The 20,787-nt window shown below is 72.4% G+C and carries 11 protein-coding genes; 10 read left to right on the forward strand and 1 reads right to left on the reverse strand.

The annotated features are described in order from the left end of the window. Window positions 1-81 precede the first annotated feature (81 nt). The 9 genes from AN215_RS27655 (at window position 82) to AN215_RS27695 (ending at window position 9,760) form a co-directional block, all read left to right on the forward strand. On the forward strand, window positions 82-543 hold the full coding sequence (locus AN215_RS27655) for an ATP-binding protein (protein ID WP_338057944.1): 462 nt from the start codon (window positions 82-84) through the stop codon (window positions 541-543). A gap of 276 nt (window positions 544-819) precedes the next feature. After that, the gene (locus AN215_RS27660; RefSeq protein ID WP_070010485.1) at window positions 820-1,875 is read left to right on the forward strand and encodes an NAD(P)/FAD-dependent oxidoreductase; all 1,056 of its coding nucleotides are present in this window, start codon (window positions 820-822) and stop codon (window positions 1,873-1,875) included. A gap of 128 nt (window positions 1,876-2,003) precedes the next feature. Beyond that, complete coding sequence (locus AN215_RS27665; protein ID WP_070010484.1) at window positions 2,004-2,240, forward strand: hypothetical protein; 237 nt, start codon at window positions 2,004-2,006, stop codon at window positions 2,238-2,240. 245 nt (window positions 2,241-2,485) lie between these two features. Beyond that, window positions 2,486-3,103: an ABC transporter ATP-binding protein gene (locus AN215_RS27670; RefSeq protein ID WP_245694742.1), complete on the forward strand. Its 618-nt coding sequence runs from the start codon at window positions 2,486-2,488 to the stop codon at window positions 3,101-3,103. Further along, window positions 3,100-4,647 (forward strand): hypothetical protein, encoded by a 1,548-nt coding sequence (locus AN215_RS27675; protein WP_070010482.1) that lies wholly within the window; start codon window positions 3,100-3,102, stop codon window positions 4,645-4,647. Before AN215_RS27670 ends, AN215_RS27675 begins: the two co-directional genes overlap by 4 nt. Before the next feature lie 365 nt (window positions 4,648-5,012). Then, window positions 5,013-5,915, forward strand: coding sequence for a S1 family peptidase (locus AN215_RS27680; RefSeq protein WP_070010481.1), 903 nt, complete (start codon window positions 5,013-5,015; stop codon window positions 5,913-5,915). Window positions 5,916-6,136: 221 nt separating this feature from the next. Then, complete coding sequence (locus tag AN215_RS27685; protein WP_070010480.1) at window positions 6,137-7,573, forward strand: ATP-binding protein; 1,437 nt, start codon at window positions 6,137-6,139, stop codon at window positions 7,571-7,573. Window positions 7,574-7,904: 331 nt separating this feature from the next. Next, on the forward strand, window positions 7,905-9,203 hold the full coding sequence (locus AN215_RS27690) for a molybdopterin-dependent oxidoreductase (RefSeq protein WP_245694776.1): 1,299 nt from the start codon (window positions 7,905-7,907) through the stop codon (window positions 9,201-9,203). A gap of 53 nt (window positions 9,204-9,256) precedes the next feature. After that, window positions 9,257-9,760, forward strand: a complete 504-nt coding sequence (locus tag AN215_RS27695; protein ID WP_070011274.1) for a hypothetical protein — start codon at window positions 9,257-9,259, stop codon at window positions 9,758-9,760. A gap of 18 nt (window positions 9,761-9,778) precedes the next feature. Here AN215_RS27695 and AN215_RS29990 read toward each other — a convergent pair whose 3' ends face one another. Beyond that, window positions 9,779-11,956, reverse strand: coding sequence for a hypothetical protein (locus AN215_RS29990; RefSeq protein WP_070031264.1), 2,178 nt, complete (start codon window positions 11,954-11,956; stop codon window positions 9,779-9,781). Window positions 11,957-12,966: 1,010 nt separating this feature from the next. Here AN215_RS29990 and AN215_RS27705 point away from each other — a divergent pair. Continuing rightward, a complete protein-coding gene (locus tag AN215_RS27705) occupies window positions 12,967-20,778 on the forward strand; it encodes a type I polyketide synthase (RefSeq protein ID WP_070031265.1) in 7,812 nt (2,603 codons plus the stop codon). The last annotated feature ends 9 nt before the right edge of the window (window positions 20,779-20,787 follow it).

A 20,787-nucleotide genomic window follows, 5' to 3' on the forward strand; every position in this document is an offset into this window, starting at 1 on the left:
GGAGGCATGTCCGATGAATTTCACGAAGCAAGTCCCGCCGTCGGCACGGAGGTTGAGCCTCAGCTTGCACAGTCCGTCACCGTGGCCGCTCCCAGGTTCGCCATGCGGTTCACGTCCACTCCGCGCGGAGCCCGTCTCGCGCGGCGTCTTGTCGCGCGGCGGCTGGCCGACTGGGGCCATCCGTACGGATCGGAGACCAACGAGACCATGACCCTCATCGCCGGCGAGCTCGCCGCCAACGCCGTACGGCACGGGCACGTCCCCGGGCGCGACTTCCGGCTCGCCCTGACGGCGGCGCCCGATGTGCTGCGTATCGAAGTCACGGACACACGGGGCGAGTTGCGGCCGGCGTGCAGGGTGACCGGGCCGGACGCGGAGAGCGGTCGCGGTCTGCTGCTCGTCTCGCAGCTCGCGGAGCGCTGGGCCGTGACCACCGCGGGGCCGACGCACCCGGGTAAGACGGTCTGGGCCGAAGTGCCGACCGCTCCGGCCCCACCCCGTGCCCGCCCGGACCAGGCAGCGGCTCCTTCCGGACCCCGGTGACGGCGGGGACCGGCGGTGAGCTGGATGAGCTCGTCACCGACTTCGACGAGGCTCACGGTCCGGCCGATCCGGAAGCCGTGGCGGCGAAGCGTCGTTCCCTTCTCATGCCGCCCGCAGGTCGCCCGCACCCTTAAGGCGGAGCGGTATGCCGCGTGGCCCCCAAGCGCGAATGTCGCTTGTCGCCGCGGGCACCCTGCGGCACAGTGCTGCGGATGAGCGTGCGACGCATCGTGACGGACCTGCCCGGCCGGGCACCGGCGGAGAGCTGAGCGGGCGGTGAGCAGCGACCTGGTCGTCGTCGGCGGCGGCATCCTCGGCGCCTCCGTGGCCTATCACGCCGCCCGGGCCGGTGCCGCCGTGACTCTCGTCGACGCGGGGCGGCCGGGCGGCGGCGTGACGGCGGACTCGTTCGCCTGGATCGGAGGGCCCGGCGTACGCACCGGTCCGGCCGCCGCGCTGCGGGCGACCGCCACGCAGGAGTACCGCCGGGTCGAGGCCGAACTGCCGGGACTCCCGGTGACCTGGTCCGGCTCTCTGTCCTGGGGTGCGGCGGACGCGCAGCCGGAGGCGGGGCCCGGGCAGGAGATCGTGGACGCGGCCACCGTGGCGACGCTCGAACCCGCCCTGCGGCAGCCCCCGGAGTGGGCCGTCTGGGCACCCGGTGACGCCGCCGTCGACCCGGTGGGCGCGACCGAGCACCTGGTCGCGGGTGCCCGCGCCCACGGCGCCCGGGTCCGCCCGGACACCCAGGTCACCTCGGTCAGCCGGGACGCCGCGGGCCGGGTCGCCGGGGTCGAGACGGCCGAAGGGTCCCTCTCCGCTGCGACCGTGGTGCTCGCGGCCGGGGTGGCGACGGCCGCGCTGGGCGCGTCGCTCGGCGTACGCGTCCCGGTCGGCCCGTCGCCGGCGACGCTCTTCCGGTTCAGCGCTCCGGCCGGACTGGTCCGCACCGTGGTCAACAACCGGGACTTCGACCTCCGGCAGGTCGCCGGGGATGAGCTGCTCGCCGCCGCGGACTCGCCCGTACGGACTCTCGCCGCCGTCCGGTCCACCTTCCGCGGCGCCGCGGACGTCGAACTGCTCAGCACCCGGGTCGGCGTACGCCCCATGCCGGCCGACGGCGAGCCGATCGTAGGCCCGGTCGTCGAGGTGCCCGGCCTCTACGTGGCGGTGCTGCACGCTGCGGTCACGCTCGCCCCGGCCGTGGGCCGCCTGGTCGCGCGGGAGCTGGTCGACGGCACCGTGGAGCCGGTGCTGGCGGACTGCCGCCTCGGCCGCTTCCAGGGCGGGACTTCAACCACCGCGTCGCCGGGCTCCGAACGGCACACCTAGGGCGACCCGCATATCGCCCCCATTCCGGCCGTGTGACCTTGATCCGCCCTCCGGCTACTGACAGCGTCCTGCTCACGGGCCGAAGTGGCCGTGGCGTGCGTCGAGTTCGAGGAAGCCGGTGATCAGCCGTGACCGACCAGGCAGGTGTGTGGGAGCTGCGGCTGGGCGTGTACGCCACGCATGCGCAGGCAGAGCAGATCAAGGAACAGATCACCAGGCTGCTCTGCCCTGACCCCGAACACGCGCCGCCGTGCCCGATCCCGTGGTCCGCGCTCCTGCTCCACGAGTCGGATCTGGAGGACGCCGACACCTATCCCGAGCTCGTCGAGCAGGCCCGGATCGAGAGGCGGCAGCGCGGTGGTTGACCGGCTTCCTGCCGTGCGCCTGGAGGCACGGGCGCGGCGGCACGTACCTTCCTGGTCCAGGGTGCGGCGACACTGACCGCGTTTCACGAGACAGCCACCTGGGCGACGCTGCCGGAGATCCGGCTGATGACGCGGCTGACCGGCTTGGAGGTGGTGGGCGTCAACGGGACGTACGCGGGCGAGGACTACGGCACAAGCTCGCGGGAGATGCTTGTGGTTCTGGAGCGGAAGTGAGCGGAGTTCCTGTGATTGCGGCAGACCGCGCGACGGTCACGCTCGGCGAGACCACGCTGCTCGCGGCCACGACGTTCACGGTGATGCCGGGCGAGTTGTGGGGTGTCACCGGCAGCAACGGTTCGGGGAAGACCACCCTCCTGCGTGCCTTCCTCGGCAGCCGGAGCCTGACGGACGGTTCGTGCTCGGTGGGAGGCGAACCGGTCGACATGGCGAAGCCCGCCCACCGGCGTCTGGTGGCTTCGCTCGTCGAACCGATCCCCGTCGCCCGGGACATGACGCTGCGGGAGCAGGTGACGCTGGTCGCCGCTTCCTGGTATGGCAACGCACCTGAAGCAGCCGAGCACGCGGGCCGGATCATCGAGCAGCTGGGGCTGGCCTCGCTGGGTGAACGCTTTCCCCATCAGGTCTCGTCCGGGCAGGCGCAACTCTTCAGCCTCGCACTGACGTTCGTGCGTCCTGCCGGTGTCGTCCTGCTCGACGAACCCGAGCGGCACCTCGACGATCACCGGATCGATCTGGTGGCCGGCCTGCTCACCGAGCGGGCGAGGGAGGGTACGGCGTTCCTGATCGCCACCCACGAGGCCGCTCTGGTGGAAGCGTGCGACGGCCGCGTGGAGTTGGGATGACGGCGGACAGCATCACGGTGCCGGAGACCGATGACGGAATCCGCGTCAGCGCCGTATGGCACCGGTACGCGCGCCGCGGCGACCGGGCCACGGTGCGGGGCCGCGCGTACACCGTCTATCTCATCGCTCTGTTCGTCCTCATCTATCTGGTACCGGTCGTCTACACCGCCAGTACGTCGCCGGCGCTGATCGCCGTGGGATCTCCCGCCGGGGCGGCACCCGCCGCCTGGGCGATCGCGGTGACGGTGTGCTGGGGTGCCCAGCTCGCCGGCCGGTTCTGGGGGCCGCTGGTGATCCAGCCCTTCCTGCTGCACGTGTTCACGTCCACCGACATCCCTCCGGCGTCCTACCTCGGCACGATCGCCCGGCGCCGGCTGGCGTACGTGAGCACGGCCGTACTGCTGTCGGCGTGCACCGCGACGTACCTGACGACCGACCTGTACCGCGAACTCGGCCTGGCGTTGCAGGGTCTCGCGGCAGCGGCGGGGCTCAGCGCACTCGCGGCGGTGGCCTGGCTGTGGGGTCAGGTCCGAGCGGTGCCGGGCAATGTGCTGCTGGCCTCCGCCGCGGGTGCCGTGGCGCTCGCCGTGACCGTGATCGGCCGAGTCGCCCCGGGCGGCGGGGGCGGGCTGTGGCTCGTCGCCGGCGTGCTGGCGGCCGGGGCCGCCGTGATCGGGCGGACGGCCTTCCGGTCGATCCCGGCCATCGACCTCGCCAGACTCGCACGCGAGTCGGCGCGCGCCTCCCAGGCGCAGACGTATGCGTTGACCGGTACGCTCCACCACGCGCTCGACCTCTACCGGCCCGAGCCCCGCCGGTACACCTCGGCCCTGATCCGCACGGACGGCACCCTCCGCGGACATCTCACACAAGGCGCGATCCGAGCGCTCCGCACTCCCGGTCGCGCCGCCGCGGCCGTGGTGCTTCTGCTCGCCGGCGGCGCCGTGCTGACGCTCGGGGCGGCCGCCCAGGAGGGCCGGCCGGCTTTGGTGTCGTGGATGGCCGGGTCGGTCTGTGTGTACCTGGGGTCCGGGTGGGTGAGTGAGACCTGGCGCGGTCTGCGCGACGAGTTGACTCTGCCCCCGCTGTACGGCGAGCGGTGGGGCGGGGTGCTCGCCCGTACGCTGGCGTGGCCCGTACTCGCCGTCACCGCCGGCACGTGCGCCGGAAGCGGTCTCGCGCTCACCACGCCGTGGTGGCCGCTTCACGGCGAATCCGCGGCCGGCACGCTCCTGCTCCTCGCGGGATCGCTGGTGTTGGTGCTCGCAGCCAGGTTCCTGCGTGAGATGAAACTGGACCTGCCGCTCGAACTGCTCATGCCCATCGCTTCACCGCTCGGCGACCTCTCCGGACTGCGCATCGTGGCGTGGCAGTTCGACGGCCTCGTGGCCGTAGTGGCCGGGATCGGCCTGATCAGCGCCGTCCCGTCCGCGCCCGGCGCCACGGCGCTCGCCGTCGCCATCGCTGCCTGGTACGTCTGGTCAGGCCTGCGCCGCACAGGATGGGGCCACCGAGGTCTCCTCACCCGCCTCAGCCGCACCTGAGCCGGCGACGGCCGGCGGCCTCGGTGGGGCCCGTCAACTGCCCGCCGTCCGACGCGTGTTGAGCCGGGGCATCGCGCGCAGTGCCCAGGCAGCCACGGATGCGAGGTAGTTGGTGAGGGCACACACTCTTCTCAGGCGTCCGCTTCTCCCCTTATGGGATGGATCAAAGTGACATTTCGTCTCGCCGAGGATCTTTCACTTTTTCAACTTTGAAGCAGCATCTTGCGTGGGCCGGAGGGCTCGGCAAATATTCGCCTCAGCGCTTGTCAGGGACACGGCGGGTAGGCCCGTCGTGGGTGTCCGGCTGCGCCCAACGGGCCCACCACCCCAAGGGCCCCCCGTTCTCCAAACTGGAGGAAATTTCAGTGAGAATCACGCGAACCACCCCCCATCGCACCCTTGCGAGACGCGTGCGCCTCATAGCAGTAACGTCCGGTCTCGCCACCGCGGCCGCGATCGCCCTCCCGGCGAGCGGCGCCACGGCGGCCGAGCCCGCTCCCACGAAGTTCAGCGCCGCGGCGCTGAGCGACGCGTCCGACGCGCTGCGCAGCGCGCACGTCGGCGGCGCCGCCTGGTACACCGACAAGAAGGCCGACAAGGTCGTCGTCACGGTCGACAGCACGGTCTCCAAGGCGGACCTCGCGAAGATCAAGAAGGAGGCCGGCCGCAACGCCGGTGCCCTCGAGATCAACCGCACCGACGGCAAGTTCGAGAAGTACATCGCCGGCGGCGAGGCCATCACGACGGGCGGCGCCCGTTGCTCGCTCGGCTTCAACGTGCAGGACGGTGCCGGCACCAAGTTCGCCCTGACCGCCGGCCACTGCACCAACATCGGCAGCTCCTGGTCCATCGGCACCACTGTCGGCAGCAGCTTCCCCGGTAACGACTACGGCCTGATCCAGCACTCCGACCCGGGTGCCGCCGACGGACGTGTCTCCCTCTACAACGGCTCGTTCCAGGAGATCACCGGTGCCGGTGACGCCTCCGTCGGGCAGTCCGTGCAGCGCAGTGGCAGCACCACGGGGCTGCACGGCGGCAGCGTGACGGGGCTGAACGCCACCGTCGACTACGGCCCCGACGGCATCGTCGAAGGCATGATCCAGACCGACGTCTGCGCCGAGCCCGGCGACAGCGGCGGCGCGCTCTTCTCCGGCGAGACCGCTCTCGGTCTGACCTCCGGCGGCAGCGGCAACTGCTCCTCCGGCGGCGTGACCTTCTACCAGCCCGTGCCCGAGGCGCTCGCCGCCTACGGCGTGAGCATCATCTGAACCCACCGTCAGCACGGCAGGGAGGCTCTCCCTGCGTGAGGTGACTGCCGGCCTGTGCGCCCCAGCGGGGGTGCGCAGGCCGGCTGCTGTGTGTGCGGGGTGCGCGCGCAGGCGCGGGGTCGCCAGAAGGCGTCGGCGAGTAAGACGCCAGCGACGTAAGACGAGCTAAAGTAAGATCTAATCTACGTTAGATTGAATCTACCTTTAGCCGGAGGCCCCGCATGGAGTTCCAGGGTCGCGCCGCGGATCTCGACCTGCTGGCGCGGGAGTACGGAACGGTCGCCGACGGCACGGCCGCCACACGCGGCAGGGCCGTGATCATGACGGGGCGGCGGCGTGTGGGGAAGTCGAGACTGGCGCAGGAGTTCTGCGACCGCTCCGGTGCGCCCTACATCGTTTTCCAGGCGACCCGTGGGCGCAATCCCGCGGCGGAGCGGGCGGACTTCACCTCTGCGCTCGCACAGTCATCCCTTCCGGGCGCGGAGCTGGTCGCCGGCTTGCAGGGCGGGGACTGGAACCAGGCGCTGCGGGCGCTGGCCGTGGCGGCACCGGACGATACGCCCAGCGTCGCGGTGATCGACGAGGTGCCGTGGCTGGTCGAGCAGGACCAGGAGTTCGAAGGCGCACTGCAGACCGTCTGGGACCGGCATCTGTCGGCGAAACCGCTGCTGCTGCTGCTGGTCGGCAGCGACATGTCGGTGATGGAGGCCCTGCAGTCCTACGGGCGGCCCTTCTTCGGCAGGGCGGCGAAGATGACCGTCCTGCCCTTGAACGTGGCCGACGTGCAGTCCATGACCGGCCTGGACGCCGCGGATGCGGTGGACGCTTCGCTGATCACGGGAGGCTTTCCGGAGCTCGTCCAGTCCTGGCGGCCCGGGACGAACCGTGAGGACTTCCTGAGACAGGCTGTCGCGACTCCTCTCTCACCGCTGCTCGCCGCCGGAGAGCTGTCGCTCCTGGGGGAGTTCCCCGAAGCCTCGCGCTCACGGGCCGTGCTGGAAGCCATCGGAAGCGGTGAACGGACCTTCGGTGCCATCGCCGCACAGGCCGGAGGCGCCGGCGCGCTTCCCTCCGGCACGCTCTCTCCCTTGCTGAACATGCTGCAGGCCAAGCGGATCGTGGCCGTCGACCTCCCGCTGTCCGCGAAACCGGACAGCAAGAACAAGCGCTACCGCGTGGCCGATCCCTATCTGAGGTTCTGGCTTGCCTTCCTGCAACGCAGCATCCCGCTCATCGAGCGGGGCCGTGGTGATCTGGCGCTGGAGCGCATCGAGCGCTCCTGGACGACATGGCGGGGCAGGGCAATCGAGCCCTTCGTCCGTGAGTCACTGCTGAGGCTGCTGTCCGGCACCTGGCCCGGGATCGAGGCGGTCGGCGGCTGGTGGAACCGGCAGAACAACCCCGAGGTCGATCTGATCGGGGCGGACCGTGCGCCGGTCGCCGCGCACGTGCACTTCGCCGGGTCCGTGAAGTGGCTCGAGAGTCAGAGGTTCGCCCGCCGGGAGTACGACGCGCTCGTCCGCGACGTGGCCGCGGTTCCGGGCACGAGCGAGGACACACCGCTGGTGGCGGTCTCACGGTGCGGGGTGGAGGAGGGACTTCCGCTCGCGGTGAGCTGGGGGCCCGAGGAACTCGTACGGGCGTGGCAGCCGGGGTAGACCGCGCCGGGCGGTGGCTTTCCCGGGCATCCGGGCGGATCAAACAGTCCGGTGACGTGGCTGCCGTCCTGCGGGCCGCGGCCCTCCTCGCGGCATAGCGTCGGTGCGACGGACCGCACGGCCGTCACGCACCGCGGAGGATGGCATGCAGGCCAAGGAGCACCCGGGAGACTCCCGCCCACCGGCAGAGGGTGAGTCCACCGGACCCGGACCCCGACCCGGAGCCGGACCCGGATCGGGACCGGGCCCGGGCCCCGGACACGGCGCACGCCGCGCGCCCGAACAGCCGCGCGGAGGCGCCAAGCCGGGCGGCGGGAAGTCCGCCCGGCTCCTGGATCGCGCCCGCGACGTGGGGCCGCCCCCCGGCCCCACGCGGCCGGGATTCTGGCGCAGCCCGCTCCGCGGCCCGTGGCTGACCTCGGTGTTCGGACTCGTCCTGCTCGTCGGCGTCCCCGTGCTGTTCGTGACGGGACTGCTCTCGTACGCCGCCTACAACCCCGGCCTCGGACCGCCCAACGACAAGACTCCGGAGGCGGGCTGGCTCGGCTTCTACCTCTTCCCCTGGCCGACCGACCCGCCGTGGCTGTACCGCCTCAACCAGGGAGTGCACGTCACGCTCGGGGTGGTGCTGGTGCCGGTGCTGCTGGCGAAGCTGTGGTCGGTCGTGCCGAAGCTGTTCACCTGGCCGCCGGTGCGCTCGCTGAGCCATGCGCTGGAGCGGCTGTCGCTGCTGCTGCTCGTGGGCGGTGCGATCTTCGAGTTCGCGACCGGCCTGCTGGATGTGCAGCTGGACTACATCTTCCCCGGCTCCTTCTACACCCTCCACTTCTACGGCGCGTGGGTCTTCATCGGCGCCTTCGTCGTGCACATCGCCTTCCGCATCCCCCTCATGGTGCGTGCGCTGCGAAGCCGCGATCTGCGCCGCGAGCTGCGTACCCCGGCCCGGCGCACCGAGCCCGAACCGGCCGACGAGACGGGCCTGGTCACCCCCCATCCGGCACCGGCCACGATGTCGAGGCGCGGCGCACTGGGCATGGTGGCTGCGGGCTCGGGTGTGCTGTTCGTGGTGACGGCGGGTCAGAGCATCGGCGGATCGCTGCGGGAGACCGCCGTGCTCGCGCCCCGGTACACCGACCCCGGTACGGGGCCCAACGGATTCCAGATCAACAAGACCGCCGAGGCCCGCGGAATCCGCGCCTCGGACATCGGAGCGGAGTGGCGGCTCACGGTGCGGGGCCGCGACGGGGCGAAGAAGGTGCTCACACGGCAGGAACTGCTGGACATGCCTCAGCACACCGCCGCGCTCCCGATCGCCTGTGTGGAGGGCTGGTCCACCGAGGACCAGCGGTGGAGCGGTGTACGCCTGTCGGCGCTCGCGGCGCTGGCCGGGTTCCTGGAGGACGACCCTCCGGACGTCTTCGTCGAATCGGCGCAGCGCAGCGGCTCGTTCCGCTCGGCGGGCCTGCGCGACAACCAGGTCCGCGACCCGCGTTCGCTGCTCGCGCTGCGGGTCAACGGCGCCGATCTGTCGCCGGACCACGGCTATCCCGCGCGGGTCATCGTCCCCGCCAACCCGGGCGTGAACAACACGAAGTGGGTCACGGACCTGACCTTCGGGGCGCGGCCGTGAAGCGCATCGGCAAGGGCCGGAGCCAGGGCACGGGTGGGAGGAAGGGCGGCGGCGTGGGCCGTCTCCGGGACCGGTACGGTGCCTCGCCGCTGCATCTGCTGCTGGTGCTCTGCTCGTTCGCGCTGACCGGATACGCGGGCGTCCGGCTGCTGGACGGGGACACCCTCGGCGTCGTCCTGTGGTTCGTCGGAGGGGCCGTGGTGCACGACCTGGTCCTGGTGCCGCTGTACTCGGCGGCAGACCGTGCGCTGCGGGCCGCCGGCGCCCGCGTCCCGCTCGGGAGCCGTACGCACGACGAGGCGGCCTGGCGGGAGCAGATCAACTACGTGCGCGTGCCCGCCTTCGTCTCGCTGGTGCTGCTCCTCGTCTGGTACCCGCTGATTTTCGACCGGGTCGGCCACTACGCCTCCTACACCGCCCTGGAGCCGGGTGTCTTCATGGGCCGGTGGCTGCTGGTCACAGCGGCGCTCTTCGCCGTCTCCGCGCTCTGTCTGACGGCGCGTGCGTGGCGGGGACGGCGCGCCCTGCGGCGGGCCCGCCGTACGGGAGAGGCGTAAGCCCCCTACGCCGGCCCCTCATCCCCCGGAACGCCGCGCGACGGCGAAACCGTGGGCCGGGACGGTGACTTGGGCGCCCGGCGCGGTGGCCGTACGGCTGCCCGCGGGCCGTGCCCGCACGTCGTACAGCTCGACGGTCACGGGCCCCTGACCCGGCAGCGTCACCCCGGCCGTGTGCGGCTGCCCGTCGCCGTTGTGCAGCAGGGCGAGGCTCTCCTCCGGCCCCGACAGCACCAGACGTGCCACCGCGGGCCGTACGAGTACGGCGTCCACCCGCAGCGCCCGCCCACCGACGCCGTCGGCGCGGGCCCGCAGCCGTCCGCCCGGCGCGAAGGTACCCGGAAGCGCCACGGGCGTCAGCGCGCCCGGCGCGGCCGTGATGCCCTGTTCGCCGCCGGTGCCGTGGTCGATGCGCGAGGTGCGGCCGGAGCCGCGGCCGGAGCGGGAGCCGGGCCAGGTCGCGCCGGCGCCGCCGTCACCGCGCCAGACCGTCGCTCCCGCGTCCCTGTCGGCCACGAGGTCGACGACCGGCGAGACGAGCAGCGGTCCCCGGGCGTCCTCCGGCAGCGTCCAGGAGACCGCACCGTCCTCGCGCAGCGAGGCGTACGCGCCGCCGCCGTACTGCGACTCCCCGGTCCAGGCGTTGTCGGGGCGCACCGCCTTCGCCGCGCCCGTCAACTCTCCGTCCTCCGCCTCCAGCACGCGCAGCCCGTCCCGCTCCATGCCCACCCCGCCCGAGCCGCCGCGCCCCGGCGGCCGGGCGGCTGCGCTCGCACCGCCGTCCGGCAGGGCGTCGAGCGCGAGCATCGAAAGCAGTCCGTGGATGGTGGATTCGGCTCCGGAGTTGCGGTTGATCTCACCGTCCGGCGCGATCCCGTCGAATGTGACGCCGGTGTCCGGGTCGTAGACCGCCTCGCCTGCCGCGTTCGCACCGAAGTACCAGGACGCGGTGAGCGCGGCCAGCGGGTACAGGCCCGGAGCGCCTCCCCTGTCCGCGACCGCGAGCAGCGCGCGCAGCCGCGAGTCCACGCCGTACGCGATCTGGTTGCGGTCGACCGGTGCGGGCAGCCAGCCGTTGTCGCAGCCTCCGGCGGTCAGCAGTCCGGGCGTGAATCCGGCAGTGTCGGCCAGCGCGGCGGCCAGCAGCGCGGGACGCCCGAGCACGTCGTCGGCGGCGACGAGAGCGGTCGGCATCTGCGCACCCCACGCGTGCCACTGGGAGAGGGACTGGGCGCTGGGCAGCACGGCACCGTACGGCCAGCGTCCGGGACCGCCGGACGCCATCGCTGCGATGCCCTCCGCGAGCCGGGCCGCCGCGCGGCGCGCGCGGGCGCCGCCGCCCGCGCGCACGTACGCCGCCAGCCCGAGCACGGCCTCCGAAGTGGCGTCCGCGCCGTGCGTGATGAGCCAGCCGGGGACGCGCCGGCCGTCGGCCGTCTCCCAGGTGCCGTAGCGGGTGAGGACGTCGCGTTCCAGTGCCCCCAGGGCGAGTTCGAGGCGGTCGCGGAGGAACGAGGCGAACGCGGGGTCGGCACGCCGGAAGCCCTCGAAGCCCTCGCCGAGCGCCCATATGAGACGCGCCAGCCAGTAGGACGGGCCGGAGTCGGACGGGTCGGGCTTCTCCGGCGGGTGGGCGCTGCGGGTGAGGGTGCCGTCGGCCTGCTGCCACAGGACGACGTTGCCCGCGTGGGGGCCGTCGGTGGTCTGCAAATAGCAGACGCCGCGCAGCAGTTCGCGCGCGGAGCGCCGGCTGTGCGCCGAGCCCGTGGAGGTCCAGTGCCTGAGATAGACGACGGCTGCGCGTGCCACGTCGTCGGCGTTGAACGCGCCCTGCTCGTAGTGACCGGTCTCCGGGTCCAGCGCGCCGCCGCCGATTCGCCGGTACGAGCCGTCCTGCTCACGCTCCGCGTAGGTCCACAGCGTGCCCAGCGCGGGCTCTTCGCGCAGCCTGTACGTGTCGTGCCCGGGGACCGGCGGTGGTGTCACCGTGTCGCAGAGGAAGTCGAGATGGGCCAGTTCGGTCAGCGGGCGCCGAGGGTGACTGCGGCCCGTACGGCCGGTGGCCGCGGCCACCTCGCGTGCGGGGACGGCCCGTGCGTGCGCCGCCTGTGCGTGTGCGGCGCCCAGCACCGATGCGGCCGGTACGGCGGCTCCCAGGGCGAGGAGTCTTCTGCGGGGCACGCTCGGCACGCTCATTGGTTCGGCTCCTCGTCGTCGTCGACGGCTGCCGCCGCGGCTCGTCGTACGTCTCGTCCCGTGCCCGGTCCGGTCCGCCGGCCGGGAGGGCTCGCACCCTGCCCGTTTAAATCGGTTTAGACAAGCCTGCGACCGGACTTGGGGCGCAGCCGCTACCGCTGAATCGCCGTGCTGTCGAGGCCGGCGTACGAACAGGCGGAAAAGAGCGGGTCGTTGAGTCCTGTACGAGCCGCCGAGCGTGGCCGGACGGTGCCGTTGCGGCTGAAAGCGCACATTCTTGGCCCGTCAAGCTGTCGAAATCGCATCCCGCGAACCCCGGCACACGTGAATTCGTGGCAGATACTTGCCATTGTGTGTCCCTCTCTTGTGACTCACGAGTATCCCGGCGTACTTTCTCCGCGCGTAGACATTCCGACCCCCACCGGGACAGTCGCCAGGAGGCCGCCGTGACCGCCAACCAACGTGACGCAGGCGCGAGATCGAGCAGACGCACACCCACGGGCACAGCTCGCGGACCGGCCGTCCCCGGGGTGTGTCCGGGCTGACGGGCCCCGGAATCCGGCGTGCGTTCGCGCATTTGCGCAATGACGACCAACGACACCGGGAGCTGGGGCACAATCCCCGGACAACCGGATTCGTCCGGCGTCACACGTCTCAGGTCGCGGGCAGGGTCGACCTCCTGCCGCCGGCCTGCCCGGCGAGGCCGCCGGCGGTTCCGGAAATCCCCGCTTCAATGCTGTGATCTGCCACACAGCCCCTGTGTGGTACGTAAGCGGACGGTTACATGGCCATGACAAACGTAATGACCGTTGCGTTCCGTCTCCGTGACGTGTGCGTCAAGGCCCGGCTCGCTGTACCAGGGAGGGCGAATTGCCCTGCCGTGGGTACAGCTCTCCCGGTTGACGGAGAGTGACGAGCACGCGGAAAACCTTAGGTTGACCGCGTAGTAACCGTCCCGTCTACTACGCATGGTCAGCTGACCGCAGCGATCGTGCAGTCGGGAGAGCCCAATGAGGATGCTGGAAACGGACGCGTCCGACGTGTCCTCGTCATCGGTTCCAGTCATCGCGATCAACCCTGTTCACCGGCCGTCACCGCGGCTCACCGCGGCCGCCTGTGCCGCCGGCGCACTCGGAGTGCTCGAACTGCCAACCGGTGACGGTGCGCTGCGCGAGGCCGCGGAGCATCTCGACCGTACGGACCGCTGGGCCGCCCGCCCGTTCGGAGTGCGCATCCGTCCCGGATGCCCCGTGACGGCGGGCGACCTTCCCGACGCCGCGGACACGGTCCTCCTGGCCGACCCCGCCAGGTCCCCCGGGGAATTCGGCGGACGGCGCGTCCTCGTCGAGGTCACGGGGCTGGACGAGGCGCGCCGCGCCGCGGCGGCCGGCGCGCACGGTCTCATCGTCCGCGGCACCGAAAGCGGCGGCCGGGCCGGGGAGTTGAGCACCTTCGTGCTGCTGCAGCACGTCCTGGCGGACCGCGGCCCGGCGGACCGCGGCGGCGAACCGGCCGCCGGACTGCCCGACTGGATGCCCGTGTGGGCGTGCGGGGGAGTGGGGCCCCGCACCGCTGCCGCCGCCGTCGCGGGCGGCGCCGCCGGCGTGGTGCTCGACACGCAACTCGCGCTGCTCGACGAGGCGGGTCTGCCGCTGGAGATCACCGAAGCGCTCGCCGGTCTCGACGGCTCCGAGACGGTGCTGCACCACGGCATGCGCGTACTGCGGCGGCGGGGCCCCGGGGCACCCGAACTGCCACCGGACGCCGCGGAGTTCACCGCCCGCATCGGTGGCGACGACCTGCGCACGCAGTTCCTCCCCGTCGGCCAGGACGCCTTCCTCGCCGCGTCGTTCGCGCGCCGCTGGAAGACGGTCACCGACGTCGTACGGGGCATCCGCGAAGCCGTCGCCGCCGCCTTCGAGGACGACGAGGCGGCCACCGCGCTCGGCCCCGGCGCTCCCGGCGCCGCCGCCCTCGGCACCCGGCTGCCCGTCGCACAGGGCCCGATGACCCGCGTCAGCGACCAGCCGGAGTTCGCCGCGGCCGTCGCCGCCGACGGCGCGCTGCCCTTCCTCGCCCTCGCCCTCGCAGGCGCGGAGCAGACCAGGACGATGCTGGAGGCCACAAAGTCGGCGCTGGGCGAGGCGCCCTGGGGCGTGGGCATCCTCGGGTTCGCGGACGAGGAGATCAGGGCGGCACAGCTGGAAGCCGTACGCCAGGTGCGGCCGACCCACGCGATCATCGCCGGCGGCCGGCCCGCGCAGGCCTCCGCGCTGGAGGCGGAAGGCATATCCACCTTCCTGCACGTTCCTTCGCCCGGTCTGCTGCGGCAGTTCCTCGCCGCGGGCGCCCGCAAGTTCATCTTCGAGGGCGCCGAGTGCGGCGGCCACGTCGGGCCGCGCAACAGCTTCCCGCTGTGGGAGGCCCAGACCGAGATCCTGCTGGAGTTCGCGGAGAAGGAGAGACCCGGCGCTGCCGGTGAGATCACCGTCCTCTTCGCCGGCGGCGTGCACGACGAACGATCCGTCTCGATGGTCGCCGCACTGGCCGCACCGCTGACCCGCTCCGGGGTCGCGACCGGCGTACTGATGGGCACCGCCTACCTCTTCACCCAGGAAGCCGTGCAGGCCGGGGCCATCCTTCCCCGGTTCCAGCAGCACGTCGTGGCCGCCCGGCGCACCGACCTCCTGGAGACCGCACCCGGGCACGCCACCCGGTGCGCACACAGCGCGTTCACCTCGCAGTTCGCCGCCCTCAAGGAACAGCTGCGGCAGGCCGGGGTGCCTGAGCGGGAGATCTGGGAACAGCTGGAGAAGTTCAACGTCGGCCGGCTGCGCGTGGCCAGCAAGGGCATCGAACGCGTCGGGCCCGAGCTGCGCGGCGTGGACGAGCAACGACAGGGCGACGAGGGCATGTTCATGGCCGGCGAGGTCTGCGTACTTCGTCAGGACGTCACGACCGTCGCCGCGCTCCACGACTCCGTGGGCGAGCGCGCCGCGGCATGGCTGCGGGAACGCGCGAGTGAGCTGCGGGCCGAACTCGGCCTCGCACAGGGCGGACCGGGGCACGAGGAGGAGGCCCACGCTCCCGAGCCGCTGCGCATCGCGATCGTCGGGATGGCGGGGATGTTCCCCGGCGCCGAGGACCTGAGCACCTTCTGGGCCAACGTGCTCGCGGGCAAGGACTGCGTCACCGAGGTGCCCGGCGAGCGCTGGGACCCGGAGCTGTACTACTCGCCCGACGGCGACGGCGAGCGCACTCCGTCGCGCTGGGGCGGATTCCTCCCCGAAATACCCTTCGACCCGCTCAGCTTCGGAATCCCGCCCGCTTCGCTGGCAAGCATCGAGCCCGTGCAGCTGCTGGCGCTGGAGGCCGCGCGCCGCGCGCTGGCCGACGCCGGATGCGAGGGAAGGCCGGTCGACCATGCCCGTACGTCCGTCGTGTTCGGGGCGGAGGCCGGCAGCGACCTGTCCAACGCGAGCGTGCTGCGCACGGTCCTGCCTTCCTACCTCGGCGGGGATCTGCCCGAAGCACTCGACGAGCAACTGCCGCATCTGACCGAGGACTCCTTCCCCGGCGTGCTCGCCAACGTCATCGCGGGCCGCATCGCCAACCGCCTCAACCTCGGAGGCGCCAACTACACGGTCGACGCGGCGTGCGCGTCCTCGCTGACGGCCGTGGACGTGGCCTGCAAGGAACTGGTCACCGGCACCAGCGACATGGTGCTGTGCGGCGGCGCCGACCTGCACAACGGCATCAACGACTACCTGCTCTTCTCCTCCGTGCACGCCCTCTCGCCGACCGGGCGCTCCTCCACGTTCGACGACGGCGCCGACGGCATCGCACTCGGTGAGGGCGTCGGCTGCGTCGTGCTCAAGCGCCTCGCCGACGCCGAACGCGACGGCGACCGCGTCTACGCCGTGATCGACGGCGTCGGCAGCGCCAGCGACGGCCGGGCCCTCGGCCTCACCGCGCCACGCCCCGAGGGCCAGCGCGCCGCGCTCACCCGCGCCTACCGCAACGCGGGCGTCTCACCGGCGCAGATCGGCCTGATCGAGGCGCACGGCACGGGCACCGTCGTGGGCGACCGTACGGAACTGACCACGCTCACCGAGGTGTTCACCGAGGCGGGCGCCGAGCCGGGCAGCTGCGCCATCGGCTCGGTGAAGTCCCAGATCGGGCACACCAAGTGCGCGGCCGGGCTCGCCGGGCTGATCAAGACCACCCTCGCGCTCTACCACGGCGTGAAGCCGCCGACGCTGCACATCGAGCAGCCCAACGCCGCCTGGAGCCAGGAGGACAGCCCGTTCTTCTTCCACGCGGCGGCGAGGCCCTGGGCCGCCGAGGCCGCCGAACGTGTCGCGGGTGTAAGCGCATTCGGCTTCGGCGGTACGAACTTCCACGCCGTGCTGCGCGCCTACGACCAGGCGCCTTCCGTGCACTCCAGCGACGAATGGCCCGTCGAGCTGTTCACCTTCCGTGGCAGGGACGACGCCTCGGCGCAGCGTGCCGTACGCCGCCTGCTGGAGAAGACCGAACAGGCGGAGCAGGGCGCGCAGGCGCGTGCCGGACAGCCGCGCGCCAGCACCTGGCGCCTGCGGGACTACGCCCTCGGGGCCGCCCGCGTCAGCGACTCGGCCGCCGTGCGCGGCGAACCCGTGCGCATCGCCCTCCTGGCGCAGAGCGTGGACGAACTGCCCGCGCTGCTGCGCCGCGCGGCCGACGGCGTGCACGACCCGTCCGCCGGAATCTTCGCGGCGGCGGGAGCGCGGACGGAGTCCGGGGGAGCCGCGGCCACCGGGGGTCCTTTGCCGGGCCCGGCCGGGGGGACCCCCACCGGGACGGAGTCCGGGGGAGGCGCCATCGCGTTCCTCTTCCCCGGCCAGGGCAGCCAGCGACCGGGCATGCTGGCGGACCTCTTCGTCGCCTTCCCCGAGCTCCAGCGCTACCTGCAGCTCGGGCGGCGCTGGGCCGACGCCCTGTATCCGCCGACCGCGTACGACAAGGCGACCGCCGACGCGCAGCTCGCCCGCATCACGGACACGGCCGTCGCACAGCCCGCCCTCGGCATCGTCGAACTCGCCGCCGCCGACCTGCTCGCCTCGCTCGGCATACGTCCCGACATGGCCGCCGGGCACAGCTACGGCGAACTGGTCGCGCTCGGCGTCGCCGGAGCGCTCTCCCCCCAGGACGTGCTCACCGCGAGCGCCGCGCGCGCCGAGGCGATACTCGCGCAGATACCCGAGGACGGTGACGCGGGCGCGATGGCCGCCGTCACCGCCGTACCCGAGAAGGTCGACGAGGTGCTGGCCCTGGCCGGCCTCGACGGCGAGGTCGTGACCGCGAACCGCAACTCGCCGCGGCAGACGGTGATCTCCGGGCCGACCGAGGCCGTCACGAAGGCCGTCGGGCACCTGCGGGACGCGGGCCTGTCCGCCAAGCCCCTGCAGGTGGCGTGCGCCTTCCACAGCCCGCTGGTGGCGGGCGCGGGGGCGGAGTTCGCGCGGACGCTCCAGTCGATGTACCTGCACGCACCCGGACTTCCCGTCTGGGCCAACAGCACGGCCGAGCCCTACGACACCGTCCCCCATGCGGTGCGCGCAGGGCTGGCCGCCCAGATCGGATCACCGGTCCGCTTCGCCGAACAGATCGAGTCCATGTACGCCGCCGGTGCCCGCGTCTTCACAGAAGTCGGGCCCGGGAAGGTCCTGACCAGGCTTGTCTCGTCGATTCTCGGTGACCGTCCACACAGTACGGTCACACTTGAGGACGCCAGGCGCCCAGGACTGTACGGTTTTCTCGCCGGTGTCGCACAGCTCGCCGTCGCCGGCGCAGACGTGCGAACCGGAAAGCTCTACCAGGGGCGGGACGCCGTCGACCCGGAGAGCGCCACCCCCGGCAGGCCCGCCGGCTGGACCGTGGACGGTCAGCTCATCCGTCTCGCCGACGGCACCGTTCCGCCCAACGCCCTTCGTCCCCCACGCCCTGTCACGGAGCTGATCGTGCCGGAACCCCCCACCGAGAACGGCGTCACGCCGTCCGGTCCGGACGCTCTCATCGCCGAATTCCTGCGCACCAGCAGGGAGATGGTCACAGCGCAGAGAGATGTGCTGCTGCGCTATCTGGGAGCCGCCGAACTGCCGCCCCCGCCCGCCGGTTCGCCGGCGCCGCCGTTCCCCACGACGGCCGTCAGCCCCGGCACCGCGGACGCGCCCGCCGCTCAGGCTCCGCCGGTGCCGTCCGCGTCGGCGCCCGCTCCTTCGGTGCCCGCTGCCGCGTCGCCTGCTGCTGCTTCGGTGCCTGCTGCCGTTGGTGCCGGTGGTGTGCCGTCGGCGCCGCCGGTGTTGTCGGCGGATGCGGTGCTGGAGTCGGTGTTGTCGGTGGTGGCGGAGCGTACGGGTTATCCGGTGGACATGATCGAGCCGGGCTTGGATCTGGAGGCGGATCTGAGTGTGGATTCGATCAAGAGGGCTGAGATAGCGGGTGAGTTGGCGGTCCGGCTGGGGTTGCCTGCGGGCCGGGACGCGGATGTGGAGGAGCTGAGTACGGCTCGTACGGCTTCGGGTATCGCGGAACTCCTCGTCGCCGCACTCGGCGCCGCTGCCGCGTCGCCTGCTGCTGCTTCGGTGCCTGCTGCCGTTGGTGCCGGTGGTGTGTCGTCGGCGCCGCCGGTGTTGTCGGCGGATGCGGTGCTGGAGTCGGTGTTGTCGGTGGTGGCGGAGCGTACGGGTTATCCGGTGGACATGATCGAGCCGGGCTTGGATCTGGAGGCGGATCTGAGTGTGGATTCGATCAAGAGGGCTGAGATAGCGGGTGAGTTGGCGGTCCGGCTGGGGTTGCCTGCGGGCCGGGACGCGGATGTGGAGGAGCTGAGTACGGCTCGTACGGCTTCGGGTATCGCGGAACTCCTCGTCGCCGCACTCGGCGCCGCTGCCGCGTCGCCTGCTGCTGCTTCGGTGCCTGCTGCCGTTGGTGCCGGTGGTGTGTCGTCGGCGCCGCCGGTGTTGTCGGCGGATGCGGTGCTGGAGTCGGTGTTGTCGGTGGTGGCGGAGCGTACGGGTTATCCGGTGGACATGATCGAGCCGGGCTTGGATCTGGAGGCGGATCTGAGTGTGGATTCGATCAAGAGGGCTGAGATAGCGGGTGAGTTGGCGGTCCGGCTGGGGTTGCCTGCGGGCCGGGACGCGGATGTGGAGGAGCTGAGTACGGCTCGTACGGCTTCGGGCATCGCGGAACTCCTCGTCGCCGCACTCGGCGCCGCCTCTCCGGCCGCCGCGGTCCCAGTGGCCCCCGCGGCCGGCGAACCGCAGACTGCCGCCGTCTCCGAGGTGCCCTCTTCCGGCGGCACCTCCCACGCCGACGCCGTCGTCGTGGCCCCGCAGCGGCTCGAGTTCACCGAGACCGAACTGCCGGCGCCGCCCGCCCCCGACATCTCCGAGGGCACCGCCGTCACCGTTCTCGGCGGCGGCGCGCTCGGCACGCTCGTCGCGGAGCGGCTGCGGGAGGCGGGTGCGCTGCCGCAGACCGTGCCCGACGGGCAGCAACTCCCCGAGGACCTGGGCGAGATCGTCGTCCACCTGCAGGCGCTGGAGTCCCCGGACACCCAGCTGCCCGAGACCTTCCCGGTCTTCCAGAAGGTCCTGGCCGCCGGCCCGAAGCGGCTGCTCGCCGCCGACCGCCGTGCCGACGGCGCCGCGTCCGGGCTGCGCGGCTTCTTCCGCAGCGTCGCCCGCGAGTACGAGGACATGACCGCGACGCTCGTCGAGGTGGGCGCCGAGGACGCACCCGACACCGTCGCCCGCATCCTCGTCGCCGAACTCGGCGCCACCGAGCGCGAACCCGTCGTCCTCGCCGAGGGCGGACGCAGGCGCGCGCTGAAGCTGACCCCCACCGACCTGGGAGCGCTCGCCGCGACCGGCGCCGGACCGGCCGGCGACGGCGCAGCCGAAGCGGCCGCCGCGGGCATCGACCGCGACTCGGTCGTGCTGCTCGTCGGCGGTGCCCGCGGCATCACCGCGCGCTTCGCCCGTACGGTCGCCGCCGCGAGCCGCTGCCGCATCGAACTGCTGGGCCGTACCCCCGTGCCCCCGCAGACCGAGGACCCGGCGACGGCCTCCGCATCCGGACGCGACGAGCTGCGGGCCGCCTTCATCGCCTCCGGCATGACCTCGCCCGCCGAGATCGAACGGGCCGTCTCCGCCGTGCAAGCCGAACGCGAGGTGCGCCAGACCCTCGCCGCCCTGCGGGAGTCGGGCAGCCAGGCGCGCTACCGCTCCGTCGACGTGCTCGACGAGGAAGCGGTACGGGCCGCGGTGAAGGAGATGCACGCGGAGCACGGCAGGCTCGACGGAGTCGTCTACGCCGCCGGCGTCATCGAGGACAAGCTGATCGCCGAGAAGTCGCCCGAGTCCTTCACCCGCGTCTTCTCCACCAAGGCCGGCGGTGCCCGCGTACTGCTCGACGCGCTCGGCGCCCTGCCCGAATCACCCCGCTTCGCGGTGCTGTTCGGCAGCATCGCCGGGGCCCTGGGCAACCGCGGACAGGCCGACTACGCCGCCGCCAACGACGCCCTGGAGGAGCTCGGCAGGCGCTGGTCCACCGAGGACCGCCGCGGCCTGACCGTGCACTGGGGGCCGTGGGCACCGGCGGACGGCCCGGACGGAACCGGCAGCGGCATGGTGACCCCGGAGCTGATGCGCTCCTACGCGGCCCGCGGCATCCAGCTCGTCGACCCGGACGAGGGACCGCTGTGTCTGCTGCGCGAACTCGCCTGGGGAGCGCCTACGGTGCACGCGGTGGTCGCCGCCGCATCCGGATGGTGAGGGCAGTGT

Origin of the sequence: Streptomyces abyssalis, from assembly GCF_001751365.1 — a bacterium.
In the GTDB taxonomy this organism is placed as follows: Bacteria; Actinomycetota; Actinomycetes; order Streptomycetales; family Streptomycetaceae; genus Streptomyces; species Streptomyces abyssalis.